The organism is Mucilaginibacter sp., assembly GCF_025359345.1.
GTDB lineage: Bacteria > Bacteroidota > Bacteroidia > Sphingobacteriales > Sphingobacteriaceae > Mucilaginibacter.
Window position 1 is genome coordinate 26,803 of the sequence record NZ_JANYGQ010000010.1, and the last position, 15,672, is coordinate 42,474.

The window sequence follows — 15,672 nt, forward strand, 5'->3', positions numbered from 1 at the left end:
ATGAAAGAGCTAAAACCCAAACATATTGTATGTTTTGCCCTGCCTGCCTGGGAGGCTGATTACTTGCGATCGACAGTTGAGTTGATGAAAGGTCTGGCTACAAATAATATGGTGCTTTATGTTGATTATGCCTATACCATATCTGATTTGGTTAAAGGGATTTTAGGTAAAAAGAACTTCGACTGGAAGCGAATGCTGGGTATTAAGAAACGCTTAAGGAGGATAAGTGGCGACGATGGCAAAGGCCTTTGCGTATTATCGTTGCCACCAGTGCTCCCTTCGTTTATCATCAAATCGCACCGTTTTTTTGTGCTGGCAAATAAATTTAATGCAGCAATTACAGGTTATTATATAAACAAGGCAATTAAAACGCTCGGGATGCAGAACATTATCGGGTTCAATTCATTTCAGCCTTTTTTGGGTAACTATTGGGCCATAAATAATATCGATTTTACAGTTTACTATATCTATGACGACTTTACTAATGTGCCGTGGTTCCAGGGCTTTGTGGCGGTTGAAGAAGAAAAATTTATTGATAAAGCCAACCTGGTAGTTGTAAGTTCAGACGAGCTGAAAAAAAGACGCCACATGATTAACAGGCCGGTTGAGGTTGTTAATAATGGCGTACATTTTAACCAGTTTTTTAACAGCATAAAAAGCAGAAAACTTAACGAAGGCTATATAAAAACCATTGGTTATACCGGCACAATGGATAACCGGATAGATATTGATTTACTGGAAGAGGTTGTAAAAGGCATGCCCAATGTAAGATTTTTATTTATTGGCAAGGTTAGGGAGCAATACATTTACAACAGACTTTCAAAATATATAAACGTGTGCTTTGAGCCACCGGTAGCAACCGAAAAAATACCCTATATGCAGCGCCAGATTGATGTGGGCATTATACCATACGTGTGTAACGAATTAACAGCTGCTATATATCCCTTAAAGGCAAACGAGTATTTAGCCATGGGGCTTCCTGTTGTGGTAACCCCCTTCGCATCGTTAGGCGAGGCCGACAGCGTTGTATACACTGCCACAAATGCCAAAGCTTTTATAGCCAATATTGAAATTGCCTTAACCGAAAATGAGGAATGGTTAAAACAACAGCGATTAAACATTGCAAGAAAAGCCGACTGGAAACAGCGGTCGAACCAGTTGATGAAAATTATTGAGCAGTACCGTATCGGCGGGGTCTCAATTGAAGATAATATTTTACTTAAAAGCTGCTGATTATCATGATAAAGAAAATACTACACAGCAATACATCATGGTCGCTTTTTTCAAACGGGGCAACAGCATTGCTTGGTTTTGTAAACCTGGGGTTTATAGCTCACATCTACTCAAAAGACGATGCTGGCAAATGGTTTATGCTGATTACCGTATATACCCTTTTGGAGATGCTGCGCAGCGGATGGGTGCAAACACCATTTGTAAGGTACTTTGTAGTGGCAGAAACGGATGGAGAAAAGAAAAGGCTTACCGGCGCAGCGTGGCAACTGTTGCTTGGCTTTACATTGTTAATAGCGCTGCTTGCTTTACCTGTAGTTTATCTTTTTAAAATAGATAGCGGGGCCTTTTTACTTGTGAAAAAGTTCACGCTGCTATGGTTGTTGAGCGCTTTACCCTACCAGCTTTTACAATGGCAACTGCAGGCAAGGTCGCAGTTTAAAAAGCTTGCGCTGGCCAAAATATTTTTTACCATCAGTTTTACAACCCTGCTGCTGCTACAGTTAAAATTTCATTACAATATAGCCACAATAGCGCTGTTTTACGCGTTGCTGCAATTTGTAGCCGGGTTTGGCGGCTTTGCTTTAGGCTGGCTGCACTTCGGCACCTGGAAAACAAACCTTGGCGCCGAGCGAAGGAAACTCTCAGCCTTTGGCAAGTATAGCATGCTTACTATGGTAACCTCGAGCCTGTTGCGCAGCAGCGACCAGTTTATTATTGCCTTTTGGCTGGGGCCGGCAGCAGTTGCTGTTTACTCCATCCCGCAAAAACTAATCGAGGCTATTGAAATACCCGTGCGGTCGCTGGCATCTGTAGCGGTACCAAAGGCAACAGCATTGTTTCAGTCGCAAAAAACGCAGGAACTGCGGCTATTATTTTACAAACAGTGTGGCTTTCTTACCGCTTTGATCTTCCCGATGCTCCTGGTATTCCTTGTGTTCCCATCATACATAGTAAACCTGCTGGGTGGCGGCAAATATCAAGAATCGGCATTACTGCTGCAGATATTTTGTTTCTATGCAGCCCTGATCCCGTTAGACAGGTACTGCGGTGTTTTGCTAGACGCCGGCAACAGGCCGCAAAAAAACACTTTGAAAGTACTGGCAATGTTGGGTATGAATATAACACTCGATGTTGTTGCATTATGGTTGGGGGCCGGCGTGTATGGTGTGGCTGCCGGCTCAACCATAACTTTCTTATTAGGTGTAGTTATAGGCTGGGTGCAGTTAAAGGATATCCTGCAGGCATTTAAAGTACAGCTGTTTTGGAAAGAGGGTGTAACAAATTCTATCAATTCATTAAAAAGTATTCCAACGGTTTAGGGTTATGAGTTTGCAAAAAATATATAATTTATGGTTTGTACAGGTGCTGCTTATATCAGCGGTGGCAATAATCTTAGGTTTTATCATCACCCAAACTGATATTGTCGGTGCCGGTGGTTTGCTGGCCATTCCCTTTGTTATTATTTACCTTGTACTGCTTTCGCGCAGCCCTAAAATTGGTTTATACACGGTGTTGAACCTGGGCTTTTTTGCAAATGGGCTCATACGCTATTCAACTGCACCTTTTGGTTTGTCGCTCGATATCTTTTTACTGCTATCCTTAATAGCTGCCCTTAGTAAATCAACCAGCCGCAACTTTAAATATTTAAAAAACCCTTTTGTTTACGGTTTAGTAGTATGGACGGCCTTTACGTTTTTTGAAATTATAAACCCCGAGGCGCGCAGCTTTGCGGCCTGGTTTTACTCGGTAAGGGGCACTTCGCTTTATATGATTCAGCTGGTAATATTAACTATACTGCTTTTGAATGAGCCAAAGGAGATAAAAACATTTATTAAAGTATGGATAGTTTGGAGTTTAATAGCCTGTCTGTGGGGGTTAAAACAGCAGTTTTTGGGCGTTAACCATGCCGAGCAGGTATGGCTCGATGCAGGTGCTTACAAAACACACATCCTTTTTGGCCGGCTGCGGGTATTTTCCTTTTACTCAGATGCCGGGCAGTTTGGCGCCGCCATGGGGCATATTGCGCTGGTTTGCCTGATACTTTCTTTTGGCCCTGTAAAATTCAAACAAAAGTTACTACTATGGGGCCTTAGTGGTCTGTTTTTCTGGGGGATGTCGGTATCCGGCACCAGGGGTGCATTGTTTGTACCGCTTTCGGGCATAATGGTTTATTTGTTTTTAACCAAAAACTTCAAAATCCTTTCAGTGGGCGTACTGGTAGTAGGCTTATTGTTCGGCGCACTAAAGTTCACAAATGTTGGCGCTGGAAACTACCAGATCCAGCGTATGCGCAGCGCCATGGACCCTAATGACCCATCGTTACAGGTTAGGTTAACCAATCAAAAAAAATTGAGCGCCTACCTGGCATCGCGGCCTATAGGCGGCGGCATTGGCTCGGCGGGCTCGTGGGGGCAGCGATTTAGCCCCGGTACTTTACTGGCCGAGACACCTACCGACAGCTGGTATGTGCGTATATGGGCCGAAACCGGCATTGTTGGCCTTTGGGTACACCTGGGCATGATATTCACATTTATAATAGCCGGCACGGTAATGATATTTAAAATGAAAAACGATAAAATGTTGCGCCAAATGGCCATGGCGCTTTTTGCCGGCTTTGTAGGCATCGCTTTTGCCAGCTACGGCAACCAGGTATTGGGCCAGGCCCCTACCGGCGTAGTCACTTTTATGAGCCTTGCTTTTGTTTGGCTGGCCTACCGCTGGGACAAAAGAATTATACGGACTACACCAATAATAACTGATTAAAGGCATGAAAACTGACAAAAAATATCCGCTGGTTTCAATCATTTCGGTAAACTATAATACCGATGCGGTCACGGTTGAAATGCTGAAATCATTGCAGCACATTACGTATCCTAAGTTTGAGGTAATTGTTGTTGATAATGCATCTGCTATTGACGCCAGTTACATTGCTGAGGAGTTTCCTTCGGTTACTTTTATCCAAAACTCAAAAAACGAGGGATTTGCGGGCGGAAACAATCGTGGTATTGAAAAGGCCAAAGGCGATATCATTTTACTACTTAACAATGATACCGAAGTTGAACCCGGCTTTATTGAGCCAATTATCGATTTATTCACCATGGATGAAAGCATCGGCATCGTGAGCCCTAAAATCCGTTATTATCAAACGAAAAGTATTATTCAATATGCCGGCGGCACCGCTATCAATTCGTTTACGGCCCGCGGCAAATTTATCGGCACCGGCGAAATTGACGCCGGCCAATACGACGAGCCACACCAAACGCATTTGGCGCATGGCGCAGCCATGGCTATCAGCAAAAAGGTTTTTGATAAAATAGGCCTGCTGCCAGAAGACTATTTCCTGTATTACGAAGAACTTGATTTTAGTGAACATGCTCAACGAGCCGGGTTTAAAATATGGTACCAGCCGTTGGCTTTGGTTTACCATAAAGAATCGATGAGCGTAGGCAAAATGAACCCATTAAAAACTTACTATCAGAATCGGAACAGGCTGCTCTTTATCCGCCGCAATACTTTCGGTATTAAAGGCCTCATCAGTAAGCTGTTTTTTATAACTATAGCCACCCCTGCTGCGCTCCTCAAATACTCGCTGCAGGGCAAATGGGAATATGCAGCCAATATCTGGTGGGGATTAACCTGGAACGCACATTATAAACGCAATTAATTTTTAAAGACATGTACTATATAAACGGATTTGTTTTCTATTTAACCCTGGTGGTTTTCATTTTCCTTGCTTTCCAGGCCCTGTACCTTTCTATATTTTCAGTGGCCGGGCGCATCATTCCCTCTAAAAAATACCCGGCGAGCGATGAAACGGGGAGCTTTGTAATTTATATCCCATCGTACAAAGAGGACGCGGTGATTGTTGATACTGCGATGGCTGCCGTACTGCTGGATTACCCGGTGCACAAAAGAAAAATTATAGTAATTGCGGATTCGTTGCAGTTGGCAACTATCGTCAAACTGCGCAGTTTACCCGTCGATGTTGTTGAAGTTGCTTTCGAAAAAAGCACGAAAGCAAAAGCACTCAACGTGGCACTGCTTCAAACCAAAGGCGATTTTGATTATGCCCTGGTGCTTGATGCCGATAACATTTGCGCTAAAGACTACCTGCACAAAATGAATGACGTTTTAAAAATGGGCTTTAGAGTTGTACAGGGCCGCAGGGTCGCAAAAAACACCGATACCACCTATGCCCTGCTCGACGCTATAAGCGAAGGTATAAATAACCACATTTTCAGAAAAGCCCACCGTGCGGTGGGATTATCGTGCGCCATAATTGGTTCCGGCATGGCGCTTCATTATAGTTTATTTAAAGAAATTTTACCCGAAATAACAGCGGTTGGCGGCTTCGACAAAGAGATGGAACTTAGGCTGCTGCGCAAAAAAGTAAAGTTTGGCTATGCCGAGGAAGCGCTGGTGTACGACGAGAAAACCACCCGGCAGTCAACATTGGCCAACCAGCGTCGCAGGTGGCTCTCGGCGCAGCTGCACTATATGCAACGCCACCTGGCCGATGGCTTTGTGCAACTGGTAAAAGGCAACATTGATTTTTTCGATAAAGTAATACAAACGACGTTGCTGCCGCGTATCTTCCTGCTTGGTGTTACGCCAATTGCATTTTTCCTGTCATTGATACCAGGACCATCATTATCTCCACTATACTGGCTTGTTTTATGGCTAACAACCTATATTGCTATTCTGTTAGCCGTGCCTGCCGAATATTTTAACAGGCAATTGTACAAGGCCGTTTGCACCTTACCTGCTGCGTTTTTCACTATGTTTAAACTGTTTTTCAAACTGCGTAACGCCAATAAAACCTTTATACATACGCCACATGGCGAGGTACAATAAGAAAAAGCGGGGTTTAGTTTAAAGATTTTCCGGATATATAAAGCGCCTTAACGGGGTGCTTTTTTTGTTTCCTGGCCGCAGTCAGCGGTCAGTCATGATATTGGCTTTCGAGCTTCCGTACCGGCTAACCCGAACCTCTTCAATATACTTATTTTGAATTAGTTAGATTACTGATAGCATTTACTAACGGCGCATCAACAGCCGCTTTTATACTCAAAACCGCGAATTAAGAGGGATAAGTGTGTATTATTCCCTGCGGAAAAAATCCATCACAACGGACAAACTGCCTTTACCTCCTGTAAATATAACTATTATAAGGAATAAACCGCCTTTATCCTCTGTGAAAAACGGGGTAAAATGACCAGCAAAAACCATCCGTAAAGGCCCTAAGCGCTTCCATGGATAGTTTTTATAGCAAGACATAAAAGAACGCGGCACACAAGAATTTATGCCCGGAAAATTGATTAAAAGAATGAGCGATTATATTTAGCAAAGCATAGCTTTTTTTTACGTCGACTGTCCAAGGATTTCATTTTATGTATCGCTACCATTAAGTGGTTGAATGAGTCCCTTTAGGAAACCTGCTATCAAGCATCAAATTTCCCTCCACAAAAAAAGGCCGGGGATAAACCCCGACCCTCCAGTTGTTGATTGTATAAAACCTTTACTTATTTTTTGTAAATCATTGATTCATTACGATTGCCCGCTGTATTTAGATACCAATCCTGGTGCAAAGTGCCGCCGCTTTTTGCCCATTGCAAAAAGTAATTGTAAGATTTGGCAATGGAAACGCCTTCGGCAGAGTAATCAAACGGCGCAGCAAAGTTTAGCGCTGACGGCCAGCCTTTTTGGGTTTTGTAATATATACCAAGGCCCGTGTTGGTATTATCCTGCAGTGTTCCGAATAATCTTTTATCGGCTAAATCTGTTGGCAGTGTGTTTGGCAGGTGCACTTCGTAGCCCCTGCGCTGGTTGCTTATCAGGAACGGGTTAAACGGAGCAGTACCCAAAGTGCTTGCCGATAATGGCGTTGTAAAGCCCATGTAAATATGCACGGTGTCGCTCATAATGTATGGCGCACCAATTTGGGTGTTAATGTAATAACCGCCCGGGCGCTTAATTATAGCCTGGTAATTATCAAATGGTATTATCACCGCTTTGCTTTGCCCGGCTTCGGTTCCGTTACCGCTTTGTGTGGTGTAGTTACCAATTAGCTTTTGACCGGAAACAGTTTTTACCTGGCCTGGGCTGAATGGAAATTGTATACCAAACCCACTTACATATGATGCTCCCGAAGCTTCCACAGCATAGTCGGCATACATTTCAACAGCAAGATTTTGAGCATTGGTAACGGTTTTATAACGGTAGCCAATTACCAAATCATTTAAATCATAGTCGCCGGTTGCAGGCCATAAGTCTTCAAATAAAAGCGTACCAAAAGTGGTTTTTGAAGGATAATAGCTTACATAAGCCCTTGTTGGGTCGTTCGGGTACTGGTCGAAGGTATCTGTTACACCATCACCGTCGGTATCTTTAGGCTGATCAACCGGTTGAACGTTTTCGTTAGATATCGCAGCAGGTGGGTTTGAAGTTGCATAAAATACAACGTCATTAAAATCATTATCGCTGCCTGATTCACGGTTTTGGTCATCAAAGCCTATCATGTAAAGCTTTTGCTTTTCAGCATATAACAATACCGTGTGCTTTTTTAACTCCGCTTTAGTTTCGGGGTTACAAGCGGTTGTAGAGTAAAATTTTGTTGCATCGCTGTTAACTTCTTTGCCATTCCAGGCATTGGCAAACAGTACAAAACCAATTGAAGTACCGGCGCTAAACTTGCCAAGTTTTATTTTGTTGCCGGGGCGTAAGTTTCCACCGGAGCCGGGAAGTGACGCATTTGGAAAAATATAAGTTACCACTTTAATATCGGCTGCGCTTTTTGGAGGGCTGTTGGTTGGGTAAGTATAATAACCCAGCGAGTTCAAATAACCCGCTCCTTCGCTTACAAAAGTTATCCAAACATCACCGTCTTTAACAATATTTAAATCGGCTGTGGCTGATGACTGCAGGTATTGCGGATGTATTTTTCTTACGTCAACGGTTTCCGGCAACGATGCATTCAGGAACGTCAGTAAATCCGCGGTTATAACGTCAGATGCAGGCACAAGATCTTTAGGAACTCCTGAGCTATCGTAAGGACCCATATAGGTATAGGTAGCATTACCGGCCGATGCAAGCGGATTAAATGAGTTAAGTGCACGCATGCCTTTAGGGACCCGCTCGGTATAACTGCTTTCTACAAAGCTGCCACTGTAGCCTGCCGCGCCACCAATGGTACCACTAACCGCACCGTTGCTGATTACTGCTTTGGCATTGCGCATAAGGCCAATGTATTTGGCATCAATAACCAATGTATCCACATGGGCTGGCACGTTTAGGGTTGCATTCAGCGCGCCTGATGCGTTGGTTACCACAGTCGCAACAGGGGATGTTGTTGCCGGGTCGCCCGTATATATATCTACAGGTACGCCGCCAATCGGCGCATTATCTCCTGCAGCAAGGTTAATGCTTACGATAACATTTTTTGTTGTGTTAAAATTAAATGAGGCAGGCGCTATCAGGCTGTCGGTGGTTACAGGTGTAACAGGGGTAGTATTAGTTAAATCGTTTTTCTTGCACGATAATATAAAAGCACTTATCCCGATAATTAAAAATGTAATTTTTTGTTTCATGATTTTTTAATTGAATGTCGGTATTATCTATTTCGATACCAGGTATGCAATGCAAATGCCCTTAAATAATCACCTGATTATGAGCGTTTTGAATTTTTAATATGTTCCATATTTTGGAATTTTCCCATTTCGGGCTACTACGGGGTTGATGTAGCATCACATGATTATATGACTGGCATCACTTTTTGAGCAAAAGTCAATCCCCAACTTTACACTATTGAAATTCAAAACTTTAATGCCATGTTAACACTATTACTTGCTACTGATTTTTCGGCCAACTCAAAGGCAGCGGCCCGATACGGCTACCAGCTTGCAATGCAAACTAAGGCCAATGTTGTTTTATGCAATGCTGTTATAGTACCGGCGGAGGTACCCCAGGCCGACATGGCGCTTTGGCCGGCTGATGAATTTGATCTGCTGATCCGCGACAGCGAAGAGGTATTAAAAGATTTTAAAAAAGAGTTAGAAGCGTTGGTACCAAATGATGGCTTTAAACCTAATATTACGTGCATAACCGAACCTGGTTTAGTTACCGATGTACTCGCGGGTACGGCCGGCAAACATCATGCTGACATAATTGTAACTGGCACGCATAGCGGCGGTAATTTAAGCCGTTTCCTTGTGGGTGACCATGCCTCCCAGCTTATTGAACACAGCAAAGTGCCTGTATTAATAGTACCCGCAAATCCTTCGTTACAACCCATCCGGAAAATTGCATTTGCAACAGAACTTGTTAATATGGAGCGCGACCTGAAACCAATTTGCGATTTGATAACCTGGGGAAAACTGCTGAATGCCGAAATAATAATTACCCACATAGCCGACGAAAAGTATGAGGCTTTCAAATATCAAAAAGGCCTCGCTGAATCGTTACTAAGCCTTGCCGATAAATCTCACTTTCCCGACATTCATTACCGGATGATAAAGGACAACAAAGTAGAGGATGGGCTGGAATGGCTAAGCGAACACGGGCAACTTGACATATTGGCTATGGTACACCAGCACCGGAACCTGTTTGCCGAGCTCTTTAGCCACAGCCACACTAAAAAAATGGCCGCAAACCTGCAATTGCCCCTAATGGTTTTCCCGGCATTAACTCACTAATTATTTATCATTCTATTAAACTGTAACATATGAGTACTTTAACTCCCGACCCCGAACTTGAAAGCGAACTGCAGGAACTATATATTTTAGTAAGGCACTGGCAGCAGGATATTGGTTTTATGGAAGAAGAATTGCAATTTTTCAAAAATGTGCTTAATAAATACCAACCGGAAAATCCGGGCGATAATGTGGAATTAAAGACTACCGTATTTGGTAGCGAGATAGCAAAGCAGGAAAAGCACTTAGCCGCCCTTAAAACAAAAATTCCTGATTTTTTGCATTTTCTTGAACCATTTATAGGCGACATAAAAAAGGACATGGATATGAGCTTCCTGGCAAAATATAACCAGCTGCAAACCGAACTTCAGCAATTATTTACCGATGTAAAAACTACAAAATCGTCGCTGTTTAGCTATACCGAAGGACTAATGACCGACCACAAATAAACTTACCCGAGTAATAATATAAATATGAAGACCATTGCCGTACTAGCTGATTTTTCTGAAAATTCAATGCATGCAACCCGTTTTGCAGTGCATATCGCTAAAAAAATGAAAGCCCGGGTTTTGCTGTTTAGCATAAATGCCGTAACAGTGCCTGCGCAATTGCAATTGGCCGGTGGCCACCAGGATTTATTTGATTTTGGCACCGGTAGCCCACTTGCCGATTTTGCGATAAAAACAGAACTCGATATGGCCGACCGGTATTTTCCAGGCTCGTATTTACCCGAAATAACTTTTGAAGCCGGCAGCAGCGAATTGGAAGATGTAATGACATCTATTGCCCATAACAACGAAATTGCCCTGGTTATAACAGCCCCAACAACAAATACCGATTTGGCAACTTTTATGTTAAGCGATGCCTGCACCAGGATAATAGACTGGGCTGCCGTACCGGTGATGGTTGTACCGCATTGCGCAACGGTGCGAAACTTTGAAAAAATGGCTTTTGCTACTACCCTGCACGAAGAGGATATAAATTCAATTGCCGAGTTAGGTGCGTTAATGGAAGTGTTTGCAGCCGAGTTAATGGTGGCCCATTTGAATGAAGACCCCGACAACCTGCAAGTACGCGACGCCGAGCAAAAATTAAACCGCGACCTTTATAAAAAGCTCCACTGTGGTGGGGTTTACTTCCGGTCGATTGATGACACGAAACGTGATAAGGACTGGAATTGGTTAAAAGCCAATAAAAAAACCGAACTACTGGCGCTTATGCAGCACCCACGCGAACAAATGACCAAATTTTTTACCAGGGGACAAAACCTGCATGCTACTCATCATATCACTATTCCAGTTATGGTTCTTCCAAAAAGGCCATAACAGCAATTGGTTTAAAAATATAAAGGCAGCCTACATAATTTGTGAGCTGCCTTTTTTAATGGTTTAAACTTCCGCTTTTAGCTGCCAGGTTATACCTGTATGCCGCTTAACTGCTCTTCGGATGTTGTTAAGTCATGCAGCCACTCCTGTAAAAGTTGCGAAGTTTGGCTGGTCGATTCGGCAAATAACTCTTTGTAATAGGTTATGCCTTCCTGCAGCTGCAATTTAAATTTCGATAATTGTTTTTTCTTCTTGTCATTAAGTTCATTGATCTGCGCGCGGAGGTCGGTTTGCAAATAATCTATATATAGGTTAAGCTCCTTTATAAACATGTGCGGGCGTTTAATTTTACCCAACAGGTCGGTAGCGCCATATATATGGTTTACCATTTGCTCAAGGCTGTAAATCCCCGAAAAGTAAGCCAGGTTGGGGCCGGGACAAATAGCTACTGCTTTATTTTCCCTGGGTTTAAGCATATCGTATTTTATATAAGCCGATGAACACAAACCTTCGCAAAGGCACAGTTTCTCAACAATAGTTTCATATTGTTTTTCATATTCAGCTTCGGCAAGTTCAAGGGTTTCCAGCTGCTGCAGTTTCAGGTTCTGGTATTCCCTTGATGCTGTGCAGATGGGTTTGTCGGTAAACTCCGTATTAGTGCATAAGTATTTTTTTGTACAGGGGCTACCGGGGCGATTATTCTCCAGCCGCTTAAGCCGCTGGGCCTCGGCAGAGCTGTTTTTAAAGTTATTAAACAATATGCCCAGCGGTGATGATCCGCTTAGATAGAAGTCATCTTCGCCTGCACGCTCTAACTGGTGGAGTGTATCGTTATCAACGTTTGTAACTTCGGGCACCAGTAAAAAGGGGCTGCCCCATCCGGTGGCGTCCACCTGGTAATGCTTCAGTAAAAATTCATTTTCTGATGCTGTGCCTATTCCGCCCTGCACGCTTAGTTTCTGGCGCGGGGTTGCATCGCACCTGATATTTTTTTCAAACAATGCATAGTGGTAGCTTTGAAATAACTCCTGCACCATTTCAACCCGCTTCTGTTTAAACTCCTCCAGGATTGGCCCCAGCAAAAAGCCTTCGGTGGCGAAGGCGTGTCCGCCGCAGTTTAACCCCGATTCGACACGGAACTCAGACACCCATAATCCCTTTTTAGCTAAAAATTTTGCTTGGATAAAGGCCGAGCGAAAATCGCTTACTTTTAGTATTATTTTTTTACGCAGCTGCCCTGCGGCGTCCGGGGAAAAATCGGCGAAGGACTCAAGGTAACTGTAAAGCCGCGGGTTCATCCCGGCCGACATTATAACAGCCGATTGCAGGTTACTTTGCGCAAAGCCGCGAAGTGCCGCCAGGGCATCAGTGTTTTGTTCGCCGGTTGATTCGCCCTGCGCCGTATAGTTCATCTTATCAACTTTCGACATTATGTTAACATCAATACTGCCGGTAGTCATTTCCTGCTTAAGCAGGTGCTGAAAATATTGTCTTTGGCGTTCGTTCGGATAGTCCATCATAAGGTCATACCCCTGCCGCAGCTGCGAACTTTCGGGCAACAGCTCAAAATACCGGCACAAATCATTTCCGGGTTCAAAAGGCAGTCGCTTTAATTCTGCAAATTGGCGGTCAACAAGTTTGGCAACAAGGTTTAAATAAGCGGTAATGCGCGCTGCACGGTAATCAGTATCTTTTTTGGTTATCGGGGTGTAAGCTTCCCCGTTTAGCTGGCTGTGGTATTTGCGCATCCGCTCGATAAGTTCGTCGTCGACAATTGACATTACCGACGAAATGCCATACTTAGCAACTTTAAGTGGTGTATCAATGGAGTATCCTAATCCCAGTACCGGGATGTGAAATTTATGGCCCATAGTAAATTATTAGGGTGTAACAGACCGTTTCAGTAACAATCTTGTTTTTCCCACAAAGCTACGTCGGGCGCATGCTTTAAAAACTGACGCAAATCACTTTTTAAACATTTGCATATCATTCTTTATAAAAACATAACAAGGCAATTTTGAAAAGCAAAAAACAAGGCGATTCGTCGCCGACAATCAATTTTTAAAATTATGCTTGATACAACCTACATATGCGCCGAAGAGGCTTTGAAATACGTAAAATCTGGTGACCGTGTTTTTATTCACGGTAGTGCGGCCACGCCGGTACACCTGGTTGAAGCGCTGCAAAACAGGCATAACGAACTTCACGATATTGAACTGGTAAGTATTACCACCCTTGGCGATGTTAGCTTTGATACGCCTGAGCATAGAAAATCATTTTATTTTAATTCGTTGTTTGTTTCAGCAACTACCCGGTCTGTTGTAAATAGTGAAAACGGCGATTATGTGCCGATATTTTTAAGCCAGATACCATTGCTTTTCAGGAGAAACATTTTGCCGATTGATGTAGCCCTTATACAGGTATCGCCGCCGGATAGCCACGGTTATTGCTCGCTGGGTACTTCTGTTGATATTGCCAGGGCTGCGGTTGATGTAGCCAAATACGTAATTGCGCAGGTAAACCCATTTATGCCACGTACACATGGGCAGGGTTTTGTTCACATCAGTAAAATAAATACGATGGTTTGGCATGTTGCCGATTTGCCTGAAGTTGACTATTCGGCGGGCGAGAGTGATATTGTTCAGAAAATCGGTTACAATATCGCGTCGCTGATCGATGATGGGGCTACACTACAGCTGGGTATCGGCAGCATTCCCGACCAGGTTTTGAAAAACCTGGCAACGCACAAAAATCTTGGGTTGCACTCCGAAATGTTTTCGGACGGTGTTATCCCGCTCATTGAAAACGGAAATATTGATAATAGCCGGAAGAAATTAAATCGTGGCAAATCAGTAACTGCATTTTTAACCGGAACCCGCAAATTATATGATTTTGTTGATGATAACCCGGGCATAAGGGTTATGGATATTGGCTATGTTAATGATACCAGCATAATAAGACAAAATCCAGGGGTTACAGCCATAAACAGCGCTATTGAAATTGACCTGACCGGGCAAGTATGTTCCGACTCGATTGGCACGTATCAATATTCGGGCATTGGCGGACAGATGGATTTTATACATGGCGCTTCGCTGTCAGAGGGTGGCAAACCCATTATCGCTTTGCCATCGCAAACAAACAAGGGCATTAGCCGTATCGTGCCGTTTTTAAAGGAAGGCGCAGGCGTGGTAACCACCCGCGGACATGTGCATTGGATTGTTACCGAGTATGGCGCAGTTAATTTATTTGGAAAAAGCCTTAAGCAACGTGCTAAGGCACTTATCGAAATTGCGCATCCTAACCATAGGGAAACACTTGAGCATGCTTATTACACCAGATTTGAAAAAGAACTGGTGATGTAACAACAGGTAATGCTTATTAAACCAGTACCAACTTAATACCCGGATTATGAAAACCATATTAGTACTAACCGATTTCTCCATTAAGGCCGACTATGCAGCCCACTATGCATTAAAGCTAGCTGCAAGTATAAAGGCCGATTTGTTGTTGTGTAACGTCTTTCCCGAACCTTCTACCGATTATATTTCGGCCCAAACCGGCATACCGACGGTAAACGCCAACCGGTTTGAAGAAGAAAGCATCGGCGATTTAACTGAATTGGCCAGCCGGCTAACCGTGGAGTTCGAAAAAAATATACCCGCTGGCGAATTTCTACCGGTAATAGAACCTTGCAGCATGGCCGGCTCTGTAGCAAATGCAGTCAACTGGATAACCGCTAACCGTCATATTACAATGGCGGTAGTTGGCACGCATAGTAATGGCTTGCTGGGCGCCATTTTCCAGGGCGACCACACCAACGAAATAATTGAAAAAGCCAATTGCCCTGTTTTGGTAGTACCCTTCCAGGTACCTTTTCATGGCTTCAAAAAAATATCTTTCGCTACCGATCTCAGTTATAATGGCGTGGAGGTGCTGCACAGTTTGTATGGGTTCGCCAAATATTTTGGTTCCGAAATATTAATTACTTATGTAATTGAAGAAAACTCATCAGATAAAGAAGAACAGCACGTAATAAAAAAGTTTTATAATCAAATTCCAACATCGGCAAATAACCTCAACGTTCAGTACCGTACCATCAAAAGTAATAGCGTTGCTGCTGGTTTGAGTTGGCTATCGCAACACACTGACATCGACCTTTTGGTGTTGGTACACCGCAAACGCAGTTTTCTCCAAAAAATATTCGAAGAAAGCATAACTCAAAAACTGGCTGCGCATCTTGTAAAACCTATGCTGGTTTTTCCGGGCACAAAAGTTTATGAATCGCTTCCGGTTTTATAATAACCGGTGCATTGAGATATTTTTTGTAAGCAAGAGCCCAAAAGGTGACGTAAGTCACACTTTTAACCGTTAAAAATCATGTGTTGCCAACGCCTAACAACGCAGTTTTGATGAAATTAAAATTGTTA

12 protein-coding genes are annotated in these 15,672 nt (G+C 43.4%); 10 read left to right on the forward strand and 2 right to left on the reverse strand.

Annotated elements, in window-relative coordinates:
• From Q0R52_RS05630 to Q0R52_RS05650, 5 genes are read left to right on the forward strand one after another with little or no spacing between them, the layout of a single operon-like run.
• Window positions 1-1,233: a glycosyltransferase gene (locus Q0R52_RS05630; protein WP_295792940.1), complete on the forward strand. Its 1,233-nt coding sequence runs from the start codon at window positions 1-3 to the stop codon at window positions 1,231-1,233.
• Window positions 1,234-1,238: 5 nt separating this feature from the next.
• Window positions 1,239-2,552, forward strand: a complete 1,314-nt coding sequence (locus Q0R52_RS05635) for an oligosaccharide flippase family protein (RefSeq protein ID WP_295792942.1) — start codon at window positions 1,239-1,241, stop codon at window positions 2,550-2,552.
• Window positions 2,553-2,556: 4 nt separating this feature from the next.
• On the forward strand, window positions 2,557-3,996 hold the full coding sequence (locus Q0R52_RS05640) for a hypothetical protein (RefSeq protein WP_295792944.1): 1,440 nt from the start codon (window positions 2,557-2,559) through the stop codon (window positions 3,994-3,996).
• 4 nt (window positions 3,997-4,000) lie between these two features.
• Window positions 4,001-4,897 carry a glycosyltransferase family 2 protein gene (locus Q0R52_RS05645; RefSeq protein ID WP_295792945.1) on the forward strand — a complete coding sequence of 299 codons (897 nt, stop codon included), beginning with the start codon at window positions 4,001-4,003 and terminating at the stop codon, window positions 4,895-4,897.
• A gap of 11 nt (window positions 4,898-4,908) precedes the next feature.
• Complete coding sequence (locus tag Q0R52_RS05650; RefSeq protein ID WP_295792947.1) at window positions 4,909-6,087, forward strand: glycosyltransferase family 2 protein; 1,179 nt, start codon at window positions 4,909-4,911, stop codon at window positions 6,085-6,087.
• A gap of 668 nt (window positions 6,088-6,755) precedes the next feature.
• Here Q0R52_RS05650 and Q0R52_RS05655 read toward each other — a convergent pair.
• Window positions 6,756-8,819: an LruC domain-containing protein gene (locus tag Q0R52_RS05655; protein WP_295792949.1), complete on the reverse strand. Its 2,064-nt coding sequence runs from the start codon at window positions 8,817-8,819 to the stop codon at window positions 6,756-6,758.
• Window positions 8,820-9,059: 240 nt separating this feature from the next.
• On the opposite strand from Q0R52_RS05655, the gene Q0R52_RS05660 reads away from it, so the two are divergent.
• From Q0R52_RS05660 to Q0R52_RS05670, 3 genes are read left to right on the forward strand one after another with little or no spacing between them, the layout of a single operon-like run.
• Window positions 9,060-9,923 carry a universal stress protein gene (locus Q0R52_RS05660; RefSeq protein ID WP_295792950.1) on the forward strand — a complete coding sequence of 288 codons (864 nt, stop codon included), beginning with the start codon at window positions 9,060-9,062 and terminating at the stop codon, window positions 9,921-9,923.
• 29 nt (window positions 9,924-9,952) lie between these two features.
• Window positions 9,953-10,369 (forward strand): hypothetical protein, encoded by a 417-nt coding sequence (locus Q0R52_RS05665; RefSeq protein WP_295792952.1) that lies wholly within the window; start codon window positions 9,953-9,955, stop codon window positions 10,367-10,369.
• Between the two features lie 24 nt (window positions 10,370-10,393).
• The gene (locus Q0R52_RS05670) at window positions 10,394-11,245 is read left to right on the forward strand and encodes a universal stress protein (protein WP_295792954.1); all 852 of its coding nucleotides are present in this window, start codon (window positions 10,394-10,396) and stop codon (window positions 11,243-11,245) included.
• Window positions 11,246-11,334: 89 nt separating this feature from the next.
• On the opposite strand, the gene Q0R52_RS05675 is transcribed toward Q0R52_RS05670, so the two are convergent.
• Window positions 11,335-13,116, reverse strand: a complete 1,782-nt coding sequence (locus tag Q0R52_RS05675) for a hypothetical protein (protein ID WP_295792955.1) — start codon at window positions 13,114-13,116, stop codon at window positions 11,335-11,337.
• Window positions 13,117-13,314: 198 nt separating this feature from the next.
• Between Q0R52_RS05675 and Q0R52_RS05680 the strand changes: the two genes are divergently transcribed.
• Both Q0R52_RS05680 and Q0R52_RS05685 read left to right on the forward strand, forming a co-directional pair.
• On the forward strand, window positions 13,315-14,607 hold the full coding sequence (locus Q0R52_RS05680) for an acetyl-CoA hydrolase/transferase C-terminal domain-containing protein (protein ID WP_295792956.1): 1,293 nt from the start codon (window positions 13,315-13,317) through the stop codon (window positions 14,605-14,607).
• 46 nt (window positions 14,608-14,653) lie between these two features.
• The gene (locus tag Q0R52_RS05685; RefSeq protein ID WP_295792957.1) at window positions 14,654-15,544 is read left to right on the forward strand and encodes a universal stress protein; all 891 of its coding nucleotides are present in this window, start codon (window positions 14,654-14,656) and stop codon (window positions 15,542-15,544) included.
• Window positions 15,545-15,672: the final 128 nt, after the last annotated feature.